The sequence below is a fragment of the Streptomyces sp. NPDC059852 genome, assembly GCF_042731455.1.
In the GTDB taxonomy this organism is placed as follows: domain Bacteria; phylum Actinomycetota; class Actinomycetes; order Streptomycetales; family Streptomycetaceae; genus Streptomyces.
Genome location: NZ_JBHWJK010000026.1, coordinates 14362 through 37237, shown reverse-complemented (window position 1 = coordinate 37237; position 22876 = coordinate 14362). Strand labels below are relative to the sequence as shown.

24 protein-coding genes are annotated in these 22876 nt (G+C 74.4%); 13 read left to right on the top strand and 11 right to left on the bottom strand.

All coding sequences use genetic code 11. The features are described from left to right. The first annotated feature begins 26 nt into the window (after positions 1 to 26). From ACFV46_RS27465 to ACFV46_RS27455, 3 genes are all read left to right on the top strand, one after another. Complete coding sequence (locus ACFV46_RS27465) at positions 27 to 2510, top strand: thioester reductase domain-containing protein (RefSeq protein ID WP_385500175.1); 2484 nt, start codon at positions 27 to 29, stop codon at positions 2508 to 2510. Beyond that, on the top strand, positions 2507 to 3646 hold the full coding sequence (locus ACFV46_RS27460; RefSeq protein WP_385500174.1) for an alpha/beta hydrolase: 1140 nt from the start codon (positions 2507 to 2509) through the stop codon (positions 3644 to 3646). Before ACFV46_RS27465 ends, ACFV46_RS27460 begins: the two co-directional genes overlap by 4 nt. A 63-nt stretch (positions 3647 to 3709) precedes the next feature. Beyond that, a complete protein-coding gene (locus ACFV46_RS27455; protein WP_361935006.1) occupies positions 3710 to 4489 on the top strand; it encodes an alpha/beta hydrolase in 780 nt (259 codons plus the stop codon). A gap of 22 nt (positions 4490 to 4511) precedes the next feature. Here ACFV46_RS27455 and ACFV46_RS27450 read toward each other — a convergent pair whose 3' ends face one another. Next, a complete protein-coding gene (locus tag ACFV46_RS27450) occupies positions 4512 to 5189 on the bottom strand; it encodes a lipoprotein (RefSeq protein ID WP_385500173.1) in 678 nt (225 codons plus the stop codon). 80 nt (positions 5190 to 5269) lie between these two features. Here ACFV46_RS27450 and ACFV46_RS27445 point away from each other — a divergent pair, with 80 nt between their 5' ends. Together ACFV46_RS27445 and ACFV46_RS27440 are read left to right on the top strand one after the other, a co-directional pair. Further along, complete coding sequence (locus ACFV46_RS27445) at positions 5270 to 6055, top strand: maleylpyruvate isomerase family mycothiol-dependent enzyme (RefSeq protein WP_385500172.1); 786 nt, start codon at positions 5270 to 5272, stop codon at positions 6053 to 6055. Between the two features lie 105 nt (positions 6056 to 6160). Further along, on the top strand, positions 6161 to 6793 hold the full coding sequence (locus tag ACFV46_RS27440) for a class I SAM-dependent methyltransferase (RefSeq protein ID WP_385500170.1): 633 nt from the start codon (positions 6161 to 6163) through the stop codon (positions 6791 to 6793). A gap of 28 nt (positions 6794 to 6821) precedes the next feature. On the opposite strand, the gene ACFV46_RS27435 is transcribed toward ACFV46_RS27440, so the two are convergent. Both ACFV46_RS27435 and ACFV46_RS27430 read right to left on the bottom strand, forming a co-directional pair. Beyond that, positions 6822 to 8411, bottom strand: coding sequence for a glycerol-3-phosphate dehydrogenase/oxidase (locus tag ACFV46_RS27435; protein WP_385500169.1), 1590 nt, complete (start codon positions 8409 to 8411; stop codon positions 6822 to 6824). After that, the gene (locus tag ACFV46_RS27430) at positions 8408 to 9007 is read right to left on the bottom strand and encodes a TetR/AcrR family transcriptional regulator (protein WP_376728101.1); all 600 of its coding nucleotides are present in this window, start codon (positions 9005 to 9007) and stop codon (positions 8408 to 8410) included. Before ACFV46_RS27430 ends, ACFV46_RS27435 begins: the two co-directional genes overlap by 4 nt. A gap of 73 nt (positions 9008 to 9080) precedes the next feature. On the opposite strand from ACFV46_RS27430, the gene ACFV46_RS27425 reads away from it, so the two are divergent. Then, complete coding sequence (locus tag ACFV46_RS27425) at positions 9081 to 10676, top strand: FAD-binding oxidoreductase (RefSeq protein ID WP_385500168.1); 1596 nt, start codon at positions 9081 to 9083, stop codon at positions 10674 to 10676. A gap of 82 nt (positions 10677 to 10758) precedes the next feature. Continuing rightward, positions 10759 to 11640 carry a YegS/Rv2252/BmrU family lipid kinase gene (locus ACFV46_RS27420; protein ID WP_385500167.1) on the top strand — a complete coding sequence of 294 codons (882 nt, stop codon included), beginning with the start codon at positions 10759 to 10761 and terminating at the stop codon, positions 11638 to 11640. Positions 11641 to 11666: 26 nt separating this feature from the next. On the opposite strand, the gene ACFV46_RS27415 is transcribed toward ACFV46_RS27420, so the two are convergent. Beyond that, positions 11667 to 12053 carry a helix-turn-helix transcriptional regulator gene (locus ACFV46_RS27415; RefSeq protein WP_385500166.1) on the bottom strand — a complete coding sequence of 129 codons (387 nt, stop codon included), beginning with the start codon at positions 12051 to 12053 and terminating at the stop codon, positions 11667 to 11669. Between the two features lie 128 nt (positions 12054 to 12181). Here ACFV46_RS27415 and ACFV46_RS27410 point away from each other — a divergent pair, with 128 nt between their 5' ends. The 3 genes from ACFV46_RS27410 to ACFV46_RS27400 all read left to right on the top strand — a co-directional run bounded on the left by ACFV46_RS27410 (position 12182) and on the right by ACFV46_RS27400 (position 15712). After that, positions 12182 to 12910, top strand: a complete 729-nt coding sequence (locus ACFV46_RS27410; protein ID WP_385500165.1) for an STAS domain-containing protein — start codon at positions 12182 to 12184, stop codon at positions 12908 to 12910. A gap of 62 nt (positions 12911 to 12972) precedes the next feature. After that, entirely contained in the window at positions 12973 to 13425 is a 453-nt protein-coding gene (locus ACFV46_RS27405; RefSeq protein ID WP_361934976.1) for an NAD(P)H-dependent oxidoreductase, read from the top strand. Positions 13426 to 13663: 238 nt separating this feature from the next. Beyond that, positions 13664 to 15712: a DUF1996 domain-containing protein gene (locus tag ACFV46_RS27400; RefSeq protein ID WP_385500164.1), complete on the top strand. Its 2049-nt coding sequence runs from the start codon at positions 13664 to 13666 to the stop codon at positions 15710 to 15712. 69 nt (positions 15713 to 15781) lie between these two features. Here the strand turns inward: ACFV46_RS27400 and ACFV46_RS27395 are convergent, their stop codons facing one another. The 4 genes from ACFV46_RS27395 to ACFV46_RS27380 all read right to left on the bottom strand — a co-directional run bounded on the left by ACFV46_RS27395 (position 15782) and on the right by ACFV46_RS27380 (position 19055). Continuing rightward, on the bottom strand, positions 15782 to 16543 hold the full coding sequence (locus tag ACFV46_RS27395) for a YqjF family protein (protein ID WP_385500162.1): 762 nt from the start codon (positions 16541 to 16543) through the stop codon (positions 15782 to 15784). A gap of 41 nt (positions 16544 to 16584) precedes the next feature. Further along, positions 16585 to 17664 carry an ABC transporter ATP-binding protein gene (locus tag ACFV46_RS27390; protein ID WP_385500161.1) on the bottom strand — a complete coding sequence of 360 codons (1080 nt, stop codon included), beginning with the start codon at positions 17662 to 17664 and terminating at the stop codon, positions 16585 to 16587. Continuing rightward, positions 17661 to 18494, bottom strand: coding sequence for an ABC transporter permease (locus ACFV46_RS27385; RefSeq protein ID WP_361934967.1), 834 nt, complete (start codon positions 18492 to 18494; stop codon positions 17661 to 17663). Before ACFV46_RS27385 ends, ACFV46_RS27390 begins: the two co-directional genes overlap by 4 nt. Before the next feature lie 165 nt (positions 18495 to 18659). Next, on the bottom strand, positions 18660 to 19055 hold the full coding sequence (locus ACFV46_RS27380) for a helix-turn-helix transcriptional regulator (protein WP_361934964.1): 396 nt from the start codon (positions 19053 to 19055) through the stop codon (positions 18660 to 18662). 110 nt (positions 19056 to 19165) lie between these two features. Here ACFV46_RS27380 and ACFV46_RS27375 point away from each other — a divergent pair, with 110 nt between their 5' ends. From ACFV46_RS27375 to ACFV46_RS27365, 3 genes are all read left to right on the top strand, one after another. Continuing rightward, positions 19166 to 19477 carry a helix-turn-helix domain-containing protein gene (locus ACFV46_RS27375; protein ID WP_385500160.1) on the top strand — a complete coding sequence of 104 codons (312 nt, stop codon included), beginning with the start codon at positions 19166 to 19168 and terminating at the stop codon, positions 19475 to 19477. Next, entirely contained in the window at positions 19474 to 20958 is a 1485-nt protein-coding gene (locus tag ACFV46_RS27370; protein WP_385500159.1) for a helix-turn-helix domain-containing protein, read from the top strand. The genes ACFV46_RS27375 and ACFV46_RS27370 overlap by 4 nt, the downstream gene beginning before the upstream one ends. Before the next feature lie 181 nt (positions 20959 to 21139). After that, positions 21140 to 21580, top strand: coding sequence for an ATP-binding protein (locus ACFV46_RS27365; protein ID WP_376728108.1), 441 nt, complete (start codon positions 21140 to 21142; stop codon positions 21578 to 21580). A gap of 53 nt (positions 21581 to 21633) precedes the next feature. Here the strand turns inward: ACFV46_RS27365 and ACFV46_RS27360 are convergent, their stop codons facing one another. The 3 genes from ACFV46_RS27360 to ACFV46_RS27350 form a co-directional block, all read right to left on the bottom strand. Beyond that, positions 21634 to 22068: an ATP-binding protein gene (locus tag ACFV46_RS27360; protein ID WP_361934955.1), complete on the bottom strand. Its 435-nt coding sequence runs from the start codon at positions 22066 to 22068 to the stop codon at positions 21634 to 21636. A gap of 147 nt (positions 22069 to 22215) precedes the next feature. Next, positions 22216 to 22587, bottom strand: a complete 372-nt coding sequence (locus tag ACFV46_RS27355; protein WP_385500158.1) for a PRC-barrel domain containing protein — start codon at positions 22585 to 22587, stop codon at positions 22216 to 22218. Between the two features lie 44 nt (positions 22588 to 22631). Further along, on the bottom strand, positions 22632 to 22871 hold the full coding sequence (locus ACFV46_RS27350) for a DUF5133 domain-containing protein (protein WP_361934949.1): 240 nt from the start codon (positions 22869 to 22871) through the stop codon (positions 22632 to 22634). Positions 22872 to 22876: the final 5 nt, after the last annotated feature.

Genomic DNA, 22876 nt, shown 5'->3' with positions numbered 1-22876 from the left:
GACGCAAAGCGACGTGAAGGGCTTCCATGCGTGAGGTGAACGAGAACGGGCCGGCACCCGCCGACCAGCGGGCGACCGCCGAGGCGATCGAGCGGGGCGGCATCGGCCTCTCGGTGACCGACCTGCTGGCCAGGATCGCGCCCGGCGCCGCACCGCCGGAGGCGGAGCCCCCGCGGCCGGTGGCGCCCGACGGGACCGAGCCCCCACAGCCGGTGACGACCCCTGCCTCCCCCGAACCCTTGCAGTCGGTGGCGCTCGCTGCCGCCGCGCCCTGCGACGACCCCGCCCCCGAACTCCGCGACGAGCCCGCCCCCGACCCCCACCACGAGCCCACCCCCGCCCCGCACGACGAGGCCGCCCTCGTCTCCGCCGTCGCCGCCCTCGCGGGCCGTTACGTACCCGCCGGGCATCTGCCGCCCGACGCGGACTTCTTCGACGCCGGCGGCACCTCCGTGCACGCGGTCGAACTGGTCGCCGCGCTGGAGGCGGACCTCAGCCTGACGATCGACCTGGACGAGGTGTTCGCGGACGCGCGGCCCGCGAGCCTGGTCCGGCGCGCGATCGCGGCCAACGGGGTTCCAGCCGCCGTGGAACAGCCCGCCGCACAGGCGCCCACCGAGGCCGGGACTCCCGCACCCGCCCTCCCCGCACCGCCCCCCGCCGCTCCCTCCGACGCGGTGGCTCGCCCCGAGGACCTGGCGCAGATCCTCGCCGACCTCTCCCTGGCCGACCGTCTGCCGTTCGTCGGATCGCCCGAACCCGCCCCGCCCCGCCGGGTCCTGCTGACCGGCGCCACCGGCTTCCTGGGCAGCCATATGCTCCTGGACCTGCTGCGGCACAGCGATGCCCATGTGTACTGCCTGGTCCGCGCCGCCGACGAGGAGGCCGCCCTGGCCCGGCTCGGCGATGCCCTCACGAAGTACGCGCTGCCCTGGTCGTCGGAGGTCCGCCGGCGTGTCACCGTCCTCCCGGGTGACATCCGTGAACCCCGCCTGGGCCTGTCCGGCGATCTCTGGGACCGCCTCGCCGGGGAACTGGACAGTGTCGTCTCGGTCGCCGCCGCCGTGGACTTCCTGCGCGGCTATCCGTCGCTGCGCGCCGGCAATGTGCTCGGCGCGCTCACGCTGGCCGAACTCGCCGCGACCGGCCGCCCCAAGCCGCTGCACCACATCTCGTCCGTCGCCGTCTTCAACGAGGTCGGCATCCCCTCCATGGGCGAGGACGACCCGCTCGCGCACATCGACCGCCTCGTCGCCGGCTACGACCAGTCCAAGTGGGCCGCCGAGGTCGCCCTGCGCCGCGCCCGCGACCACGGTCTGGTCGTCACGGCCCTGCGGCCCGGCGGGATCGGCGGGCACACGAAGACCGGCGCCTACAACGCCCAGGACCTCAGCAGCGGCCTGCTGTCGGCGTTCGCCCGGTACCGCACGGTCCCCGCCTTCCGGCACCTCAACGCCGCCCCGGTCGACTGGGTGAGCCGGGTCGCGGTCGCCGCGATCTGCGAACCGGACGCCTGGGGCTTCGACTACCACCTCACCGGCGTCCCCAACACGCTCGACGACGTCGTACGGGACATGGCCTTCGGCGGGATGCACGTGCGCGTGCACGACTGGGAGGAGTGGCGCGCCGACACGCTCGCCCGTCTGGAGGCCGAGCCCGTCCCCGAACTCGGCTTCCTGACCCGGGTGCTGCGCAGCCCGACCGCCCTGAAGCTGTGCGAGGCGACCCTGACGGGCCCCGCGGCCACGGCCGACCGCACCGACGCGCTCGTCGCGGCGCTCGGCCTGCCGCCCGCCGCCCGCTACGACGCCCGGGCGCAGCTGAAGACGTTCGAACGCCTCGCCGGGGACGGCCTGGCCCGCCTGCCGCACAAGGACGACCAGCCGTACCTGTGGTTCTCCGAGACCACCGAGGGCGGCGTCGGCCCGGTGGGGGCCGCCCCCGACGGCCCCTGCTCGATGGCCCTGACCCTGTCCGTGGCGAGCATGCACCAGCTGGTGACGGAGCGGCGCGTCGACGTCCGCGGCGAGGTCGTCTGCCCGGCCGCGCACCCGGCACCGCTCACCGTGGCCCGCGGTGACGTCCGGGTCCGCCCCGAGGAGGGCATCCCGCACCGCCACGGCCTGCGCCACCCGCTGCTGCACTACCGCCTGGAGCTGACCGACGCCGACGGGGGCCGCTGGTGGCTGGAGGGGCACAAGTACGCCCGCGCGCGCCGCGACCTGTGGCGGCAGACCCGGACCCTCACGGTGGAACTGGGCCGCGAGGGCGGACCGGCGAGCCTCGCGGGCGAGGTCGTCGTCCCCGCCGACACCTACGTCCGCGACCAGATCGACGGCATCCGGGTGGACCCGCGCCTGACCGGCCGGGAGAAACGCGCCGCCAAGCTGACCTGGCTGGCCTGGTTCGGGCTGGAGATGGGCCGGGGCCTGGCCGGGCCCTTCGCCCGGGCCGCCGCGGACCTGCTCGACCTGCGCCGCACCCCGAACCTCACGGAGAACCACCGATGATCTTCCGGACCCCCGCCCCCCGTACGACCCGGCCGGCCCTGCGCAGGGTCCGCGGCACGGTGACGCCCCGGCCCCTGCGGCACCGCCTCGACCCGGCCGCCGTCGAGGAGATCCCGCTGCGCGCGGGCGACGGGGTGCGCCTCGGCCTGACCCGCGTGGACCCCGGCGAGCAGGGCCGGCCCGCCGTGCTGCTGCTGCACGGGCACACCGCGTCCGCCGACATGTTCCTGCTGCCGGAGACGCGCAACCTGGTCGACGTGCTGCTGGACGACGGCTACGAGCCCTGGCTGCTGGACTGGCGGGGCAGTTGCCGGCTGCCCTACAACGAGACCGGCGGGCGCTACACGTACGACGACGTGGCGCTGCACGACATCCCGGCCGCCATCTCCCACGTCCGGGCGCGGATCGGGGACCGGCCGCTGTTCGTGGTCGCCCACTGCATCGGCTCCCTCACGCTGTCGCTGAGCATGACGGCGGGCCTGGTCCCGGGGCTGGCCGGGGTGGTGTCCCAGGGGGTCTTCCTCACGCCGAAGCTCGCGGGCCGCACCTCGCTGCGCATGACCTTGGCGGGCGAGCTGCTGAGGTCCCGCGTCGACCACATCCCGGTCGACTTCCGCACGGTCGGCCTGTGGTCGAAGTACACCCCGCTGTTCGCGCTGGCCTCGCGCGGCGCGGACTGCCCCGACCCGACCTGCCAGATCCTGCACCACTCGGCCTGGGGGACCGGCGCCTCCCTGTTCGTCCACGAGCACCTGTCCGCCGCCACCCACGACCGGCTGGCCGAACTCCTGGGCCCCGCCCCGCTGTGGATCCTGCCGCATCTGCGCCGGATCGAACTGGCCCGTACGGTCGTCCGCTGGCACGACACCGACCACCGCTACCGGGCCCTGCCGGAGAACGCCTTGGACGCCGCCGGCCGTATCGACACCCCCGTGCTGCTGCTGTCCGGCAGCGAGAACGGGCTGTGGCTCGACTCGCAGAAGCTGTGCCACGACGTGCTGGCCCGCCGTCAGCCCCGACTGGACGTGCGCTACACCGAGATCCCGGGCTACGGGCACCTGGACACGTTCCTCGGCCGGGGAGCGGCCCTCGACGTGTTCGGTCACATCCTCGACTTCCTCGGGGAACGCCGGTGACGGCGGGCCGCACGGCCGGATACCGTACCGGTCAGTAACCGGCTCGCTCCCAGGAGGCCCTCCATGCCGCAGCTCGAAGTCGACGGCGCCACCCTGACGTACGACGACGAGGGCCCCCGCGACGGCGAGGGTGTGCCCCTGGTGTTCGTGCACGGCTGGACGGCGAACCGGCACCGCTGGGACCACCAGACGGCCCACTTCTCCCGGACGCGCCGGGTCGTGCGGCTCGACCTGCGCGGGCACGGCGAGAGCACCGGGGCGGGCGTGCGCCGCATCGACGACCTCGCCGCCGACGTCCTCGCCCTCCTGGACCAGCTGAAGATCGAGCGGTTCGTGATCGTCGGCCACTCGATGGGCGGCATGATCGCCCAGACCATCGCGCTGTCGCACCCGGAGCGGGTGGAGCGCCTGGTGCTGGTCAACTCCATCGGCAAGATGGCCTACAGCCGCGGCCGGGCCCTGCTGATGGCGGCCTCGACGCTCGTGCCGTTCAAGCTGTTCGTCGCGGCGAACATCCAGCGCGCCTTCGCCCCCGGCCACCCGCGCGAGGAGGTCCGCGCCCACATCCGCGCCTCCGCCGGCACGCCCCGCGAGGTCGTCATGACGCTGTACGGCGCCATGCGGGCCTTCGACGTCTCCGACCGGCTCGGCGCGATCCAGGCGCCGACCCTGATCGTGCACGGCTACCACGACGTCCAGCTGCCGATCGGCCCGATGCTGCGCCTGGCCACGGCGTACCCGGACGCGGTGGTCCGGGTCCTGGACGCCGGGCACGAGCTGCCCGTGGAGAAGCCGGCCGAACTGACCGCCGTCCTCGACCGCTTCCTCACGGGCGTCGGCTGAACGGGCGCGGGGCGCGCGGCCGTCAGCCGACGCGCAGGGTCCGCTTGGCCAGCTCGTAGGCCGGCAGCATCGCCCGGTGCTCCTCCGTGTCCAGTCCGCCGAGGTGGAGGACGACCGGGCCGCGCTTCGTGGTCACGGCCAGCGCCCGCTCCTCCTTCGTCTCCTCCAGGGCCTTGCTCGTGTACTGGTACGTCACCTCGGCGCCCGTGACGCCGTCCGCCGCCTCGAAGGTGCGGTATGTCGCCTTCCCGGCGCCCTCCTCCGCCGCGACGAACTCCTTCAGCACGGAGCGCGCGTCGGCGTCGCCGGGCTCGCCCGTCCAGACGCGCAGGAAGCCGATGGCGCCGGCCGGCTTGGCGTCGATCTCGCAGGCCGCGGTGACCGGGCCCTGGTGCAGCAGGGCGTCGGCCAGCTCCCGGGCCAGCTCGTCGTCGCCCCCGGCGGGCTTCGTGTCGACGGCCTTCGGCTTCCAGGACGCGGCGATGTCGAAGGTCACCGGGAGCTCGCAGGCCGACCCGGCGGCGCCGACGCTCCCCCCGCTCTTCGCCGCCTCCGGCCCGTCTCCGGCCGCCTCGGCCGACGCGCTCGCGCGGCCGTCCTCCGGCTCCTCGCCGGAAGCACCCGAACACCCCGTCAGCACCGCGCCCAGCACGGCCGCGCAGGCCACCGCGCGCCGCATCCGTTCCGTCCCCACCCGCATGGTCTCTCCCCACCGCTCTCGATCAGCCGCCTCACAGTAGTCGAGCCCTCGGACGGGCGGCCCTGCGGCATCATGAGGCGATGACTCCGCCCGCCTTCGAGCACCACCGCGACGCGATCGTCACGCAGACCGAACTGCTCACCGCCCAGGTGCGCGGCGCCGACCTCTCCGCCCCGGTGCCCACCTGCCCCGGCTGGACCCTCGGGCAGCTGCTGCGGCACGTCGGCGGCGACCACCGCTGGGCCGAGGAGATCGTCCGGACCCGGGCCGCCGGCCCCGTCGGGAACGACCTCGTCGACGACCCCCGCGCCGACCCGCTGGCGGACACGTCCACCCTGCTGCCCTGGCTCACCGAGGGCGCGGCGCGCCTGAGCGCCACCCTGCGCGCCGCGGGACCCGACGCCCTCGCGTGGAACCCGTCCGCGGACCGGCCGGCACCCGTACGGTTCTGGGCCCGGCGGATGGCGTACGAGACGGCCGTGCACCGGGCCGACGCGGCACTGACGACCGGGGCGTCGTTCACGCTGGACGCCGGCCTCGCCGCCGACGCGGTGGAGGAGTGGCTGGAGTTCTCCACCTTCCCCGAGGCGTACGCGCCCCGCCCGGACCTGCCCGACCTGCTCGGCCCCGGCCGCACGATGCGCTTCGAGGCCCCCGACGCGGGCGTGTGGCACGTCGACCTCAGCGGCGAACGCCCGGCCTTGCGGGCCGGTTCCGGCACGCCCGCGGCGACCGCGCGCGGCCCGGTGGCCGACCTCCTCCTGTACTTCTACCGGCGGCCCGCCCCGGTCGTGGTGACCGGTGGTGACACGGCCCTGCTGGACCTCTGGCGGACCCGTGCCGGCTTCTGGCTGGAGGCCCCGTAGCGCGGCCGTTTGCCGATCCGGCAACAGTGTTTGTCGCCGGGGAATGCCCCCGCGCAGGCTTGAGGAGCGCGCCCGCGCCCCTTTCCTACGCACCGGGAGGCACCCGTGACCGACACGAACGCCCTGGAGGCCGCCGAGTTCTGGGAGGCCCGCTACCGCGACGGCGGGCCGCTGTGGAGCGGCCGCCCCAACGCCCTCCTCGTCCGCGAGACCGAGGGGCTGGCCCCGGGCACCGCGCTCGACCTCGGATGCGGCGAGGGCGCCGACGCGGTGTGGCTGGCCTCGCGCGGCTGGCGGGTGACCGGTGTCGACATCTCCCGTACGGCGCTGGAGCGGGCCGCCGGGCACGCCGCCGACGCCGGGGTGGCCGACCGTACGGTGTGGGAGCGGCACGTCCTCGGGGAGACGTTCCCGGGCGGCACGTTCGATCTGGTCGACGCGCAGTTCCTGCAGTCGCCGGTCCCGCTCGACCAGCGCCGCGTCCTGCGCCGGGCGGCCGACGCCGTGGCGCCCGGCGGCACCCTGCTGATCGTCCTGCACGCGGGCTGGCCGTCCTGGCAGACCGAGCCGCCCTTCGAGGCGGAGTTCCCGACCCTGGACAGCGTCGACGACGACCTGGCCCTCGCCGAGGGGGAGTGGACGGTGGTGACACGGGAGACGGTGCGCAGCCCGCACACGTCGCCCGACGGTGTGGAGGGCCACCGGGACAACCATGTGTGGAGGTTCCGCCGCCGCTGACCCCTCACGGCTCCTCCCCGGCCAGGGGTCATCCCTCGCCGGCGCCCGCCGGAGCCTCCTCGCCCAGGGCCTCGCGCACCGCGTCCAGGGCGGCCGCCCGGTCGGCCGGGACCAGGCCGATGCGGGTGCGCCGGTCGAGCAGGTCGGACTCGTCCAGGGCGCCTTCGTGCCGTACCGCCCACAGCAGTTCGGCCGCCGTGACGGGGTGGCCGGGAAGGACCGGCTCGGCGAGCCGGGGGTCGCGGGCGCCCAGCGCCGCGACGTCCGCGGCCTCGGTGCCGTAGCGCTGGACGAGGCGGCGCGGGGCCCTGACGGCCGTGAGGGCGGCGGGCGACGCGGCGCCGACGAGCGGGAGCGAGGCGGTGGGGGAGGGCCCCGCGCCGATCCGGCCGGTGGCCACGGCGGCGTCGACGGCGTCCTCGGCCATCCGCCGGTACGTGGTGAGCTTGCCGCCGACCACCGTGATCACGCCCTCGGACGAGGTGAGGACCGCGTGCCGGCGGGAGACGTCGGCGGTGCGGGCGGCCCCCGAGCCGTCCTCGGCGGTGGTGTCGAGCAGGGGGCGCAGTCCGGCGAAGGCGCCGACGACGTCCGCGCGTCCGACCGGCGCGTCCAGGACGGAGCCGAGCACGTCGAGCAGGAAGCCGATGTCGGTCTCCGGCACCTCGGGGACCTCGGGGACGGGGCCCTCGACGGGTTCGTCGGTGAGGCCGACGTAGACCCGGCCGTCACCCTGCGGCAGGACCAGCACGAAGCGGCTGGTCTCCCCGGGGACGGGCACGTGCAGTCCCGCGGGCAGCGGGCCCAGCCGGTCGGAGCGCAGCACGAGGTGCGTGCCGCGTGACGGGCGGATGCGGATGCCCTCCACCAGTCCGCCGGCCCAGACACCGGTGGCGTTGACGACGACGCGGGCTCTGATCTCGCCCTCCTCGCCGGTCAGTTCGTCACGGACGCGGGCTCCGGACGCGCCGAGTTCCAGGGCCCGGACCCGGGTCAGCACGCGGGCGCCGTGCGCGGCGGCGGTGCGGGCCACGGCGGTGACCAGGCGGGCGTCGTCGGTGAGCCGGCCGTCCCAGGACAGCAGCCCGCCGCGCAGGCCCTGGGTGCGCAGGGCGGGGGCGAGGTGCCGGGTCTCGACGGCGGAGAGGCGGCGCGGGGCGGGCAGGGTGGCGCGGGCGGTGCGCGCCGCGAGGCGCAGTGTGTCGCCGGCCCGGAAGCCGGCCCAGGCCAGCGCGGACTGGGCGCGCGAGACCAGCGGGGTCAGGGGCAGCACGAAGGGCTGGGCCCGCACCAGGTGCGGTGCCGTGCGCTCCATCAGCACCCCGCGCTCGACCGCGCTCTCGTGGGCGACGTCGAACTGGGCGGAGGCGAGGTAGCGCAGCCCGCCGTGGATGAGCTTGCTGCTGAAGCGCGAGGTGCCGAAGGCGAGGTCGTGCGCGTCGATCGCGGCGACCGTGAGCCCGCGGGAGGCGGCGTCCAGGGCGGCGCCCGCGCCGGTGGCGCCGAGCCCGACGACCAGGACGTCGACGGCCGGGCCGCCGACGGTCGCGGCGAGCTCGCGGGCGCGCCGTGCGGCGGACAGCGACGCGCCGCGGGGCGGGGGAGTGGCGGTGCTCATGGCGTCAGGGTCCTCTCGATGATGCCGCGCAGCTCCGCCAGGAAGGCGTCGCCGTTCAGCTCGGTGTCGTCCGCGTCGGTCATGGTCCGCAGGGACAGGGCGAAGGACTGCACGATCAGCAGCAGGGCCCGCGCCTGCCGATCGACGTGGCCCTGGCGCACCGACCCGTCGGCGTGTCCCTCGCGCAGCACGCCGGTCAGCTGGGCGAGCAGCGCCTCCTGGCTCGCGCCGCGCCGGTCGAGGATGTACGGCAGGAGCAGCTCCGGATCGACGTCGAGGATCTTGTGGAAGAGCGGGTGCGCGCGGAACGCGGCCACCCCGGCGACCAGCCCGTCGGCGATCAGGTCGCGGGTGAGCGTCCCGGGCCGCCGTTCGGGCATGGCGCCGGTGGCGGCCGCGACCCACTCACGGGTCATCAGATCCCCGACCAGCGAGCGCACATCGGGCCAGCGCCGGTACAGCGTCATCCGGGAGACCCCGGCGCGGCGGGCCACGTCGGTCATCGTCGTACGGCGGACTCCGACGGCGAGGACACAGTCCCGCACCGCGTCGAGCACCGCGTCACCGTCCGAGTGGTTGTGACGAATAGGCGTCATGTGTCACAGTGTAACGCCTGCGAGGCCGTCCGGGACACGGCATCGCCCGACTCGACGGTGAGGACGACAGTCGATGGACATGCTGTGGAGTGGCTGGGGCGACCCCGCCGAGGCGGCCCCCCTGCCCGAGACCGTGACCGGGCTGCTGCGCGACCTGCTCGGCGTCAAGCCGCGTACCACCGCGCCGGTCGCCCTCGCGGACATCGCCGTACCCGAGCCGGGCCTCGAACCCGCCGCGCTCCAGGCCCTCGAGGCCGCGGCCGGCGGCGCGGACCACGTCCGCACCGACGCCGAGTCACGTGTACGCCACACCCGGGGCAAGTCCACCCCCGACCTGCTGCGCATCCGCGACGGCGAGGTCGGCGCCGACATCCCCGCCGCCGTCGTCCTGCCCGCCGATCACGACGAGGTGGTCGCGGTCCTGCGCGCCTGCGCCGAACACGGCCTGATCGTGGTCCCGTTCGGCGGCGGCACCTCCGTCGTCGGCGGCCTCGCGCCCGCCCGCCGGCGCCCCTTCGTCGCCCTGGACCTGCGCCGCATGGACCGGATGCTCGCCCTCGACCCCGTCTCCCGCACCGCCACCCTGCAACCGGGCCTGCGCGCCCCGCAGGCCGAGGCGCTGCTCGCCGAACACGGCTTCACCCTGGGCCACTTCCCGCAGTCCTACGAGTGGGCCACCATCGGCGGATTCGCCGCCACCCGCTCCAGCGGCCAGGCGTCCGCCGGGTACGGCCGCTTCGACGAGATGGTGCTCGGCCTGACCGTCGCCACCCCCGAGGGCACCCTCGGCACCGGCCGCGCCCCGCGCTCGGCCGCCGGCCCCGACCTGCGCCAGCTCCTGCTCGGCTCGGAGGGCGCGTTCGGCGTCATCACCTCCGTGACCGTCCGCGTCCGGCCCGTCCCGGAGACCCGCGTGTACGAGGGCTGGCGGTTCGCCTCCTTCGAGGAGGGCACCGCCGCGCTCCGCCGCCTCGCGCAGGACGGCCCGCGCCCGACCGTGCTGCGGCTGTCCGACGAGACCGAGACCCTGGTGGGCCTCGCCCAGCCCGACGCCATCGGCGGCTCCCTCCCACAGGACGCGGGCTGCCTCGCGATCGCCGGCTACGAGGGCACCGAGGAGGAGGCCGCCCACCGGCGCGAACGGGCCGCGGCCGTCCTGCGCGCCTGCGGCGGCACCCCCCTCGGCGAGGAACCGGGCCGGCGCTGGGCGCACGGCCGCTACTCGGCCCCCTATCTGCGGGACTCCCTGCTGGACGCCGGCGCGTTCGCCGAGACGCTGGAGACGGCCACCTTCTGGTCGTCCCTGCCCGGCCTGTACGCCGCCGTCCGCGACGCCCTCACCGGCACGCTCACCGAGGCCGGCACCCCGCCCCTGGTGATGTGCCACATCTCCCACGTCTACGAGAACGGCGCCTCCCTGTACTTCACCGTCGTCTCGGCGCAGGGCGACGAGCCCGTGGCCCACTGGGACCGGGCCAAGCGCGCCGCCAACGACGCGATCCTCGCGGCCGGCGGCACCATCACCCACCACCACGGCGTGGGCACGGACCACCGCGACTGGTACGTCCGCGAGGCGGGCGCCCTGGGCGTCGAGGCGCTGCGCGCCGTCAAGCGCCGGCTGGACCCGTCGGGCCTGCTCAACCCGGGCGTCCTGCTGCCCCTCGACTGACGCGCCCGCACACCACCCCGGTACATTCCCCTCCACCTCCCGCCTCTGGCGGCTCCTGACCGCCGGCCCGAAAGGCACACCGATGCGACAGTTCACCGCCATCGTCAACCCCACGGCGGGCGGGTCCGCCGCGGCTGCCGCGCTGCTGGACGTGGCCCGGCCGCTGCGGGAGGCCGGGGCCGGCCTGGAGACCCTGTACAGCCGCAGCCTGGCGCACGCCCAGGAACTGGCCCGGGACGCCGGGGCACGCGGGCGGGTGGTGCTCGCCGTGGGCGGCGACGGCATGGCCGGCGGTGTCGGCGGCGCGCTCAGCGGCACCGACGCGCTGCTCGGGCTCGTCCCCGCCGGCCGCGGCAACGACTTCGCACGCGCCCTCGACCTGCCGACCGATCCGGCGGCGCTCGCCCGGGTGCTGCTGGACCACGAGCCCCGCGCGGTCGACACCATCGAGGTCGAGTCGGCCGTCCACCCGCGCACGGTCGTCCTCGGCAGCGTGTACGCCGGGGTCGACGCCCTGGCCAACCGGCACGCGAACACCTCCACCCTGCTGCGCGGCGCCGCCTCCTACTACGCGGGCGGCCTGCGCGCCGTCACGACCTGGCGCCCCGCCCGCTACCGCGTCACCGTCGACGGTCACGAGCACCTGCACGTCGGCTACACGGTCGTGGCCGCCAACTCCGGCTACTACGGCTCCGGCCGCCGGATAGCGCCGGACGCGCGCGTCGACGACGGACTGCTGGACGTCGTGATGATCCGGCAGGCACCGCGCCGGCTGTTCTTCGCCCTGATGAACGAGCTCAAGACGGGCGCGCACGTGCGCCGCCCCGAGGTGGAGATCCTGCGGGGCAAGGCGATAAGGATCGCCGCCGACCGGGACGTGCCCTACGGCGCGGACGGCGAGGTGGACGCGACTCTCCCGGTCACCGTCCGGGTCCTGCCGGGCGCCCTGCGCGTCCTTCGCTGAGCGACCGCGAGCTCCCGGGAGGTCCGTCAGCTGCCCTCGGCGCGGACGGACGAGCCCTCCACCTGGATCGGCGAGCGCGTCGCCCGCAGCTGCTCGGACGCGGTCTCGCGCTGCGTGTGGTCCTGGATGAGCAGACCGATCAGCGCCGCGACCGGGAGCCCCGCCTCGGCGGGGTGCCGCAGCAGCTTGCCCGACTCGATCCGGTAGGTGTTGGTGCGCCCCTCGCGCTTGTGGGACAGGTAGCCGTCCCGCTCCAGCTCCGAGATGATCTTCTGGACGGCGCGCTCGGTGAGCCGGCAGTGCGCCGCGATGTGCCGGATGCGGACATCCGGATTGTCGGCGATCGTGGCCAGCACCCGTGCGTGATTGGTGAGGAACGTCCACCCGGTGTGCGGCTCAGGAACTCCATCCATGGCCCTACCTTACGACTTCGTATTCACGTATACAAAAACACGTACTGCGTTTCATGTATCAGTTGACGTGTACTGCGGTTCGGGTTCAAGCTGTACGGGAGACGGGGAGACCTGAGGGAGAGGCGGACATGCCCGAGCTCGCGTCGGTACACATTTCTGCCGTAGGCGACGCCACGGATGCGGAGATCGCCGGTACGCCGGTGGTGGAGCCGATTCCGCTGGTCGCGGCCCTGTGCCCGGAGGGCGACCGCATGAAGGTGGTCGTCCGCGGGGAGCTGGATCTGGATGCGGCGGACCGGTTCCAGCGGATTCTCCGCGACGCCCTGCACCGTTCGGTCCGCGGCGTCGATCTCGATCTGCGGGGCGTCACGTTCTGCGACTGCGCCGCGCTCAACATCCTCCTGGCGGTGCGCGGGCGAGCCCTGGCCGACGGCAAGACCGTCGCGCTCCACGGCAGCAGCGCCATGGTCGACCGGCTGCTCATGCTGACCGGCACCCGGGACCTGTTCACCGGCCCCGCCCCGGCCGGCCCCGGCACGGCCGCCCGGCAGCCCCAGCACGGGGAGGCGCCGGACGTGACCGACCACGACCTGCGGACCGAACTCGCCCAGCTGCGGCAGGCCATGCGCACCCGGCCCACCGTCGACCTCGCCCGGGGCGTCCTCATGGCCTACTACGGCCTGGGCCCCCAGGACGCCTGGGCGGTGCTCGCCTCGGCCGCCGAGGGGGCCGGCACCGAGCCGGGCACCCTCGCCGAGGATCTCGTCGCGTCCGCCCAGGGCGGCGCGCCCCTGCCCGCCGGACTGCGGGCGGAGCTGTCCTCCGCGATCGCGCGCGTGAGCGTCGCCGACGGCTGAGGGCCGCCCGGCACCGGGCGTGGCGCTTGCGCGGACCGGCCCCCCGGGGGCAGGGTGCGGTCGTGCCCACCTTGCTGATCGTGCATCACACGCCGTCGCCCAACTGCCAGGCCCTGCTGGAAGCCGTCGTCTCCGGTGCCACCGCGCCCGAGATCGAGGGCGTCGACGTCGTACGCCGCCCGGCGCTGTCCGCCACCGCCTCCGACGTGCTCGCCGCGGACGCCTACCTCCTGGGCACTCCGGCCAACCTCGGTTACATCTCCGGTGCCCTGAAGCACTTCTTCGACCAGATCTACTACCCGTGCCTCGACGCCACCCGGGGCCGCCCGTTCGGGCACTACGTGCACGGGGGCAGTGACGTCACCGGCGCCCTGCGGGCCGTCACCGCCATCACGACCGGACTCGGCTGGCAGCCCGCGGCGCAGCCGGTGACGGTGACGGGCGAACCCGCGAAGAGCGACATCGAGGCGTGCTGGGAGCTGGGCGCCACGCTCGCCGCGGGTCTCGTGCCCTGACCGACTCCCGCTCCATCCACCCGCGTTGACGCAGGCCAGAGCGTTTCAAACCGCCGGGCACTGAGAAACTTGTGAGAATTTCCGATGCGGTTGAACACACCTGGGACCGCCTCCGTATGACAGCAGGGGGATTTTCATGCCCTGACCGACCACGAGGCGATGGAGTAATTCCTTGGGACGCAGCACGCGGAGACGCCCCACGGGCGCACGGCGCGCGACCTTTGCAGCGGTCGCGCTGATGTTGGGTGGTGGCGGCCTCGTCGCGGCCAATGTCTATGCCTCGGCCACCGAGGAGGGCGGGACCGACCCCGCCCAGACGCTGTCCACCCCGGCCGGCACGATCGACTGCCCGGACGTCGGCACCAAGCTGACGAATGTGCCGGAGGGGGCGAAGGAGGACGTCGCCAAGGAACTCGCCCTCCTGGACCAGCAGATCGCCGACGCCTACCAGCGGCTGATGAACGCCGGGCAGGCCATCGAGCAGGACGCGGCCTTCGCCGACAACGCGATCATGAACCCGCTGAAGGAGAAGCGCGCCGCGACGATCGAGCGGATCGCCATCGCGGTGGACCGCCAGGGCGACCGGCCCGAGGGCCTGGACGCCCTCGCCGCCTGCACCCTGCGCGCCCCCGAGAGCAGCGCCCCGGCCGACCAGGCGAGCGACGGCGCCCAGAACCCGGGCGACGGCCAGGGCGACGCCGGACAGGGCGGCCAGCAGGGCGGCGGCGGTGACGAGAACGCCGGGAACGGCGGCAACGGCCAGAACGGCAACGGCGGTCAGGCCGGCAACGGACCCGTCGCCGAGGACTACGTGGACATCAAGTCCGTCCAGCCCAACGTCTCCCAGCCGGCCGTGCGCAAGGGCGGCTCCCGCGGCACCTTCGCCACCAGCTGTGGCGTCAACGAGAACGGGCTGTTCAACTCGGACAACGTGATCGTGGCCCCCGGCGTCTCCAACGGCGCCCACCACTTCCACGACTACATCGGCAACCAGTCCAACTCCGCCTTCGCGAGCGACGAGGACCTGGCCAACGCCGAGACCAGCTGCGTGGACCAGAGCGACAAGTCCACGTACTACTGGCCCGTGCTGCGCCTGCAGAACGGCAAGCAGGAGCGGGACGCGGACAAGCCCGGCGGCGGCATCGAGGGCAACGCCGGTGAGATCGTCCGGGCCAAGGAGGTGACGCTGAACTTCGTGGGCAACCCGCAGAGCAAGGTCACCGAGATGCCGCGCCTGCTGCGCATCATCACCGGCGACGCCAAGGCGTTCGTCAACGGCCCGGCCAACGCCAACGCCTCCTGGAGCTGCACCGGGTTCGAGGACCGGCAGCTGAAGGACAAGTACCCGCTGTGCCCGAAGGGCAGTGACGTGGTGCGCACCTTCAAGTTCCAGAGCTGCTGGGACGGCCAGAACATCGACAGCGCCAACCACCGTACCCACGTGGCGTTCGCCGCGGCCGACGGCAGCTGCGCGAACGGCTTCAAGGCCATCCCGCAGCTCGTGCAGCGGATCGTGTACGACGTCGACGCGCCCAGCCTCCAGGACGGCGGCAGGACCACCCCGCTGTTCGCCGTGGACTCCTTCCCGGAGCAGCTGCACAAGCCCGTCACCGACCACGGCGACTTCATCAACGTCTTCGACGAGAAGCTGATGAGCGAGATGGTCGACTGCATCAACGCGGGCCGCACCTGCGGTGTCGGCGCCGGCGGCGACGGTGGCAATGGCGGCGGTGGCAACGGCGGCGGTGACCAGGAGGAGCCGACCCAGGCTCCCAGCACCCCGCCGGCCGACAACGGCGGCGGCGACGGCGGGAACGGCGGCGGCAAGGGCGACGACCAGACGGAGCCGCCCGCCACGCAGGCCCCCACGACCGACGCCCCGGGGACCGGCCGGCCCGACGACGGCAAGAACGACGACGGCGGCCAGGCCGACGGCGGCAAGAACGACGACGGTGGTGAGGGCGGCGCCGGCAACGGGGACGACGCCAACCCCGGCACCGGGCAGGACGACGAGCCGACCGGGTCCGCCACGGTGGAGCCGAAGTCCAGCGGCCGGCCGGACGCCGGGAACGACGCGGGCGACGACGAGGCGGAGGTCATCGGCACCCCGGCGCAGACCCAGCCCCCGACGAGCGACACCGACTCCCTCACGGGCGGTGCGCGCGCGCAGGCGGTCGGCGGCGACCTCGCCGAGACCGGCACCTCGCTCTGGCCCGCAGCGGGCGGAGCGGTGCTGCTGATCGCCGGGTTCGTGGTGCTCATGCGCACGAGGCGTCACGCCCGCTGACGTAGGCGCCGACGCATCGACGAAGGGCCCGGACCGGGACACCGGTCCGGGCCCTTCGTGCCGAACAACCTAGGGAGTGGGCAGTCCCGCCGGGCGCGCCGGACGGCCCAGGCGGACCGGCACGCCGGGGGAGTGGAGCACGCTGACCGGGTCGCCGGCGGGCGCGGGCAGACCGGCCGCCGTGATCAGGTCCTCCTCGCAGGTGAGGACCTCGGCGCGGTGCAGGGGCCAGCGGGGATGGTCGTTCGGTAGATAGGCCGACGGTCCGGACCCGCCGAAGAAGGCGTTGTGCATGCCCCAACGGGCCGTCAGAAAGTGCTCCAGCCCCGTAGGCTCCGCGATCGGCTCCCCGACGCGGACGGTGACGAGGCTGGAGGCGCCGCGCGGTCCCGGCCACCGTCGGCGACTGGCGTACGTGACGGTGTCGCCCGCCCGCCGCACGGACATCCGCGACCACAGGTACGGCAGCCGGAAGCCGACGCGCCCCATGACGACCGGGATCAGCCGGGAGGCGTCCATGGAGCGGAACACCACCCCGCGCCGCCCGTGCGCGTCGACCGAGTAGAGCCGCACATTGGTCTCCGGGAACGTCCCCAGGTACGGCACCCCGGGCAGCCCGAGCCAGCCGACGCGATGCATCCGGAAGGCGACCAGACCGACGTAGGTCGCCCCGTCGTACGTGTCGGGGACGGTGCCGCGCGGCAGCAGCCCGGCCACGGTGCCGGGCTCGACCGCCCAGTGCAGGAAGGCGAGATCGAGCCACCGCTGGGTCAGCAGCGGGCTGCGGACACGGGCGGGGGCGTCCGGGGAGACGGGCGACGGCTCGAGCACGCGCCCAGCATGCCAGAGGGGCCACCGCCCGCCGCCGGGTCTCAGGCCGGGTAGGCGTGGGTCTGGGTCGCCTTGACCGTGGCCCAGACCGTCGCGCCGGGGCGCAGGCCCAGCTCGGCGGCGGCGAGCGTCGTCAGGTCGGCGGCCAGCGGGAGTTCACCGGAGAGCGCCGCGCGGATCTGGTCGCCGTGCGTCTCCAGACCGGCCACCTCGCAGCGCCACAGATTGCGGGCGCTGGAACCCGTGGGCCGCTCCCGGTGCAGGGTCACCGCACCGGGCGGGAACGCGACGAAGACGGGGCCGGTCAGCTCCTCGGTGGTCGTGACCGCCGGCCCGCCGTCGACCCGTACGGTGTGCCCGTCCGCCTCGCCCCGGTAGAGGTTCAGGCCGACCAGCCGGGCGATGTAGTCGCTGCGCGGATGCCGCGCGATGTCGGCCGGGCCGCCCTCCTGGACGACCCGCCCGTCCTCGATCACGACGAGGTGGTCGGCCAGCACCATGGCGTCCAGCGGATCATGGGTGACCAGGACGGCGACCGCCTCGAAGTCCGCGAGGTGGTGACGCAGTTGCGCCCGTACGTCGAGCCGGGTGCGGGCGTCGAGCGCGGCGAGCGGCTCGTCGAGGAGAAGCAGCCGCGGACGGGTCGCCAGGGCGCGGGCGAGCGCGACCCGCTGGGCCTGCCCGCCGGACAGCCGGCGCGGTCTGCTCGCGGCGTGCTCGGCGAGCCCCATCCGCTCCAGCCACGCGGCGGCCTGCGCACGGGCGGCGGCCTTGGGGACCTTCCGGCAGCGCGGCCCGAACGCCACGTTGTCCAGCGCGGACAGATGCGGGAAGAGCAGATAGTCCTGGAAGACGACCCCGACCGGGCGGCCCTCGGGCGGCGTACGGCCGAGGTCGGCGCCGTCCAGCAGCAGATGCCCGGCCGACAGCGGGACCAGACCGGCCAGCGCGCGCAGAGCGGTCGTCTTGCCGGCCCCGTTCGGGCCGAGGAGCGCGACCACGTCACCGGGCGCGGCGCGCAGCGCCACGTCGAGACGGAAGGCGTCCCGCTCCACGACCAGACGCGCGTCCAGGCCCTCGCCGCCGCGTGCGGGCGTGCCGTCGTGTGCCGCCGCGGTCATGAGGCGGTCATCCAGCGGTCCCGCAGCCCCGCGAGCACCGCGACGGACACCGCGAGCAGGACGATACTCAGCGCGACCGCCGCCTCCGGGTCGTTCTGCAGGGCCAGGTACACGGCGAGCGGCATGGTCTGGGTCCGGCCGGGGAAATTGCCGGCGAAGGTGATGGTCGCCCCGAACTCGCCGAGCGCCCGCGCCCAGGCGAGCACGGCGCCCGCCGCGATGCCGGGTGCGACCAGCGGCAGCGTGACCCGGCGGAACGCGGTGAACCGGGAGGCGCCCAGGGTCGCGGCGGCCTCCTCGAAGCGCGGGTCGGCGGCCCGCAGGGTGCCCTCCACGCTGATGACGAGGAACGGCATCGCCACGAACGCCTCGGCCACCACCACGCCCGCCGTGGTGAACGGCAGCGTCACCCCGAACCAGTCGTCCAGCAGACGCCCCACCACACCGTTGCGGCCGAGGGCCATCAGCAGCGCCACACCGCCGACCACGGGCGGCAGCACCAGCGGCAGGGTGACCAGGGCCCGCACCAGCCGCCGCCCCGGGAACTCCACGCGTGCCAGCAGCCAGGCCAGCGGCACGCCCACGACCAGGCTCACCGCGGTCGCCGCCGTCGCGCAGACCAGGGACAGCCGTAGCGCCTGCCACACCTCGGTGCTGGTCAGCAGCTCGGGCATGCTCCGCCAGGGGGCGCGTACGAGCAGGGCCGCCAGCGGCAGGACGAGGAACGCCACCCCGATCAGCGCCGGCACGAGCAGGGGCAGCGGAGCCGCGCGGCCCACCCGCAGGCGCCGCCGAGAGGTGGCCCGGGGACCGCGGACGTCCTTCTCCATGGCGGCCTCCTCCACTCCCTCGGGCTGCGCTTCCTCGATCACGCACGCGTACGCCGCCGATGATACTGACGCAGATGCGAGGGGCAGGACCCTTGTCGCTTCGCATGAGCCGGTGCCCCGGCTCACCGGCCTCGCATGTGCGTTCGCATGAAACGCCCGGCCGGCTCAGGCGCGGTCGACATGGACATTCGTCGACTTCACGCGCGCGGTGGCCTCCACGCCCACTTCCAGACCCAGCTCCTCCACCGCCTCCCGGGTCAGGAGCGACACCAGCCGGTGCGGTCCGGCCTGGATCTCCACCTGGGCCGCCACGTCCCCCAGCTTGATCGCGGTGACGATCCCGGGGAAGGCGTTGCGCACCGAGGTGGAGGAGGGCGCCTCCTCGCCCGCGCCGGAGCGCGCGAGCTCCACGGAGAAGGCGGCGAGGTCCTTGCCGTCGATGAGCCGTCTGCCGCTCTCGTCGCGATGGGTGGCGACCCTGCCCGCGTCCGCCCAGCGCCGGGCGGTGTCCGGACTGACGCCCAGCAGCCGCGCCGCCTGACCGATCGTGTATGCCTGCATGGCGCCAAGATAGGTCAGCCACCGGGCTCCGCCGCCCCCGCACCGGTCGGACGGCGACCGGCATGCGCCGTACGCATGAGGCATGAGCACGGCGCGCTAGAGTCGCCCCCATGCGTATGGGTCTCGACGAGCGGGCGCGGGCGGCGGTCGCCGCGCTCCTGCACGCCACCGGTGAGTCGCAGACCGCCCTCGCGGCGGCACTCGGTGTCAGCCAGGCCCAGGTGAGCCGGCGTCAGTCCGGGGCGGCCGTCTGGAGCCTGGCCGACTGCGACGTCGTCGCCGCGCACTACGGCATCGACGTGCTGGACCTCCTCGCGGGACCGACCCGCGCCACCGAGGCCCTGCCCGCCGAGCGGCGCCGCAGGCCGGCCCGCCCGGCCGGGCCCACGCGCGCGAACGTGACGGACGGGGTGGCCCGATGACCGACTTCGACGCGATCGACGCTCTGCTCGCCGGGGCCAGGAAAGAGGTCCCGCTGCCGCCGGTGCCGGAGCGCCGCGCCCTGCGGGAGGAGCTGGGCCTGTCCCGGCCCCAGCTGGCGCAGGCCCTCGGCGTCGGACCGTCCACGATCGCGGGCTGGGAGTCCGGCCGGGACCCGAGCGGCGAGGTCCGCGAGAAGTACGCCTACTTCCTGGAAGGCGCCCGCACGAAACTGGCCGCCGGCTCCACGCCACCGGCCACCGACCCCCCGCCCCAGCCCGCCCCCACCCCGGCGGCGCCCTCCGCCGCCACGAGCGGCGCGGGCGACGGGGACGAACTGGCCGCCCCCCGCCCTTGCGTCCTGTGCGGCCGGCCCGCCCGGCACCAGGTGGAGGGCTTCCCGCAGCACCTCGATCCCGCCGAGTGCGGCACGCAAGCAGAGCGGACCCCTCCGCCTGAGGAGCCCCGCTCCGAGCCCGCCACCGTCCCGCGCCCCCAGAAGGTCGTCCCGGCCGGACGGCGGCTGCGTACGGGCGAGACCCCGGACCCGATCGCCGCCGCCGTCGCGGCCGCCCTCGATCAGCACTCCGGGGACGTCGAGGCCGCCACCGCCGCCCTGGTCAGACGGGCCATCCCGGACGCCATGGCGTTGCTGGACCGGACCCGCAAGGGCGGCCGGTACGACGTCGTCGCCCACCCCTGGCTGCCCGACGTCCTGCGCAAGCCCACGGCCCGCAGCGCCGACGACATCTGGGAGGCCCGGCCCAAGTGGACCCGGCCCACGCTCCCGCCCGGCGAGCACCAGGTGACCGCGCTCGACGTCAACGGCGCCTATCTCTCCGCCCTCAAGACCCATCTGCCGATCGGCCGGCTCGAGCACTCCACCGGCGACCACCACGACCGGCGCCGCGCCGGCGTGCACCTCGTCACCCCGCCCGAGTGGGAGCACGGCGCCTATCTGCCCAATCCGATCGGCAACCGGGACGAACCGGGTCCCCTGTGGGTCACCGAGCCGACGCTGCGCCTGCTGCAACGGCTCTCCGGACCCCGGTACGGACTGTGCGACCCGCCCGTGATCCACGAGTCATGGACCTCCGGGGCCACCGAGAACCTGCTGGAGAAGTTCCGGGTCCTGCTGAAGGACGCCCGCGACCGGGCGATCGCCGAGGGCGACGAGGTCACGCAGGAGTACGTGAAGGCCATGTACGCGAAATTCGTCTCCACGATGGGGGAGTCGAACTACAACCGGGAGCTGTACCGCACCGACTGGATGCACCTGATCCGCTCCCAGGCGTTCGTGAACCTGTGGTGGAAGGCGCACCGCGCCTACGACGAGGGCCTGATCGTCGTCCGCGCCATGGGCACCGACGAACTGCATGTGATCGGCGACTGGCGGGCGGTGTTCCCCGAGGGGCGCGCGGTGACCGAGGTGAAGGTGAAGGACATCTACACCGTGGGCGACGCCGTCCGGCCGGAGGGGTAGCGCCCGAGTTGCCCGGTGATGGCACTCGGTGTCCTGTGTGAGCACCCCGCCGCCGGGGAACCTGGCAGGCTGCACCTGGTTCGGGACGCGTATCCGCGCTCTCGTTGGGAACCAGCAGCGGAGGAAGCAGCAAGGACAAGTCACCGCGGCCGAAACGGCGGACGGGGCCGAAGAAGGTGTGATGGCGACCGAATCACAGGACGGCGGCAACAAGCCGTCTATGGAACAGGCACAGGAGTGGGGGGCCCGCTTCGACGGGGGGTTCGGCGATGTGACGCGTGCGCGTCTGGGCGCGGAGCAGTATCTGACGACGCTCGCGCGGGCCTCGCCCCCCGCGACCCCGGAGTACCGGGACGACATCCTGCTGGTGGTGAGCGAGCTCGTCTCCAACGCCATCCAGTACGCGCCGGGACCGATAGAACTGACCATGCGCAAGGCGTTCGACGGCGTCCATGTGACGCTCGGCGACACCAGCACCACACCGCCGGCGCCGCGTCCCTTCCACCCCGGGACGGGCAAGGGCGGAGGCATCGGCTGGTATCTCATCCACACGCTGTGCGACCAGGTCAGCGTGGTGGTGCGCGAGGACGGCAAGGACGTCCACGCCTTCCTGCCCTGGTGAGCGGTGCCGCGTGACCGTCCCGAAGGAGGGCCGCCCGGCGGCGGGACGGACGGTCACGTCAGCGGTGCCAGGACGCTGACCGTCTTTCCTCCCTCACGGCGGCGGTCGATCCGGATCTCCCGCGTCAGCCGGATGATCAGCGGCCAGCCGTATCCGCTGCCCTCGTGCGTCTGCGGCAGCGTGCCCGGTCCGAAGGCGGCCGCCGGCACGGTGTCGCTGTAGTCGTGCACGCGCAGCCGCAGACCCCCGCTCTCCACGGCCACCTCGAACCCGGCGAGGCCGTCGCCGTGCCGGATCGCGTTGGTGACCAGTTCCGACACCACCAGCATCAGATCCATGACGGCGCGCTCGTCCACGGGGGAGGTGCGCGCGTGCTCCTCGACGACCGACTTCACGAAGCCGCGTGCCGAGGCCGCGCTGCCGATCTCGGCCGGCCGGAAACGCAGCGTGCCGCCGTCCCCGGCCGGCCGGTGCTCCGCCGGCCTCACGATCGCCCGCCCGTGGTGCGCGCCCCGCGCCCGACCTGCTGGGCGTTCCGGGCGCGCACCCGGTGCCGCGCGGCTGTGGTCACGTCACCATCCTCCCGGCACGGTCGTCCCGCGCCCCTCGTCCCGTTTCCGTGCATGACCACCCTGCTACCCCGAAGTCCGTGAAGCATGGGACAGCGTCGCGTAGTACGCGCCGACAGCGGCCAGATAGCCCGGTTCCCGGGTCTCACGGTCCGTCTCGAACCGGGGAGCGTCCTTCGCCTCGGCGCGGGTGCACGCCACCGTGACGGTCCGCGCCCGCTCGTCGACGCCCGTGACCATGCCCGCGGGAACCAGGAGGCTCCGGCCGAACACCCAGGCGCCCGTGTCGACGATCAGATGGCGCCGGCCGGTGTCGTCGGCCTGCCGGTCGACGTGCCCGATGACGCCGTCCGTCGCCTCGACCCTGAACCCGGTGAGCGCGAGCCCTTCCCGGTGCCCGCTGCCGGGCGGGTAGGACCAGATTCCGTCGGTGCCCACATGGCTCCCTTCGTTCGTGACCGTTCGTCCGTGCCGGCGCGGGGCTACACGGCTGCCGCCGTGCCGCGCGCCGCGGCCTCGTCCATCGACGCCGCGAGCAGATGGCGTGCCGTCTCCAGTGCCTGTCCCACCTCGCGGGTCCCGGTCGACACGCACAGCGTGTACGCCAGGTCCTGGGCCCGCACATCGCGCCGCCCGTGACCCTCGCCGGGGTCCTGCCGCGCCATGAGCGTCTCGTACTCGTCGACGAGCCGGCGCAGCAGCGTCGGGTGGGGCGTCAGCATCGGTG

Bases quoted from the DNA above. Each gene is read 5' to 3' on its own strand.
- ACFV46_RS27350 (WP_361934949.1), bottom strand. From the start codon at position 22,871: ATGCTGACGCCCCACCCGACGCTGCTGCGCCGGCTCGTCGACGAGTAC.
- ACFV46_RS27465 (WP_385500175.1), top strand. From the start codon at position 27: ATGCGTGAGGTGAACGAGAACGGGCCGGCACCCGCCGACCAGCGGGCG.
- ACFV46_RS27450 (WP_385500173.1), bottom strand. From the start codon at position 5,189: ATGCGGGTGGGGACGGAACGGATGCGGCGCGCGGTGGCCTGCGCGGCC.
- ACFV46_RS27365 (WP_376728108.1), top strand. From the start codon at position 21,140: ATGGCGACCGAATCACAGGACGGCGGCAACAAGCCGTCTATGGAACAG.
- ACFV46_RS27370 (WP_385500159.1), top strand. From the start codon at position 19,474: ATGACCGACTTCGACGCGATCGACGCTCTGCTCGCCGGGGCCAGGAAA.
- ACFV46_RS27420 (WP_385500167.1), top strand. From the start codon at position 10,759: ATGCGACAGTTCACCGCCATCGTCAACCCCACGGCGGGCGGGTCCGCC.
- ACFV46_RS27445 (WP_385500172.1), top strand. From the start codon at position 5,270: ATGACTCCGCCCGCCTTCGAGCACCACCGCGACGCGATCGTCACGCAG.
- ACFV46_RS27375 (WP_385500160.1), top strand. From the start codon at position 19,166: ATGCGTATGGGTCTCGACGAGCGGGCGCGGGCGGCGGTCGCCGCGCTC.
- ACFV46_RS27460 (WP_385500174.1), top strand. From the start codon at position 2,507: ATGATCTTCCGGACCCCCGCCCCCCGTACGACCCGGCCGGCCCTGCGC.
- ACFV46_RS27435 (WP_385500169.1), bottom strand. From the start codon at position 8,411: ATGAGCACCGCCACTCCCCCGCCCCGCGGCGCGTCGCTGTCCGCCGCA.
- ACFV46_RS27400 (WP_385500164.1), top strand. From the start codon at position 13,664: ATGTTGGGTGGTGGCGGCCTCGTCGCGGCCAATGTCTATGCCTCGGCC.
- ACFV46_RS27425 (WP_385500168.1), top strand. From the start codon at position 9,081: ATGGACATGCTGTGGAGTGGCTGGGGCGACCCCGCCGAGGCGGCCCCC.
- ACFV46_RS27380 (WP_361934964.1), bottom strand. From the start codon at position 19,055: ATGCAGGCATACACGATCGGTCAGGCGGCGCGGCTGCTGGGCGTCAGT.
- ACFV46_RS27410 (WP_385500165.1), top strand. From the start codon at position 12,182: ATGCCCGAGCTCGCGTCGGTACACATTTCTGCCGTAGGCGACGCCACG.
- ACFV46_RS27415 (WP_385500166.1), bottom strand. From the start codon at position 12,053: ATGGATGGAGTTCCTGAGCCGCACACCGGGTGGACGTTCCTCACCAAT.
- ACFV46_RS27430 (WP_376728101.1), bottom strand. From the start codon at position 9,007: ATGACGCCTATTCGTCACAACCACTCGGACGGTGACGCGGTGCTCGAC.
- ACFV46_RS27455 (WP_361935006.1), top strand. From the start codon at position 3,710: ATGCCGCAGCTCGAAGTCGACGGCGCCACCCTGACGTACGACGACGAG.
- ACFV46_RS27390 (WP_385500161.1), bottom strand. From the start codon at position 17,664: ATGACCGCGGCGGCACACGACGGCACGCCCGCACGCGGCGGCGAGGGC.
- ACFV46_RS27385 (WP_361934967.1), bottom strand. From the start codon at position 18,494: ATGGAGAAGGACGTCCGCGGTCCCCGGGCCACCTCTCGGCGGCGCCTG.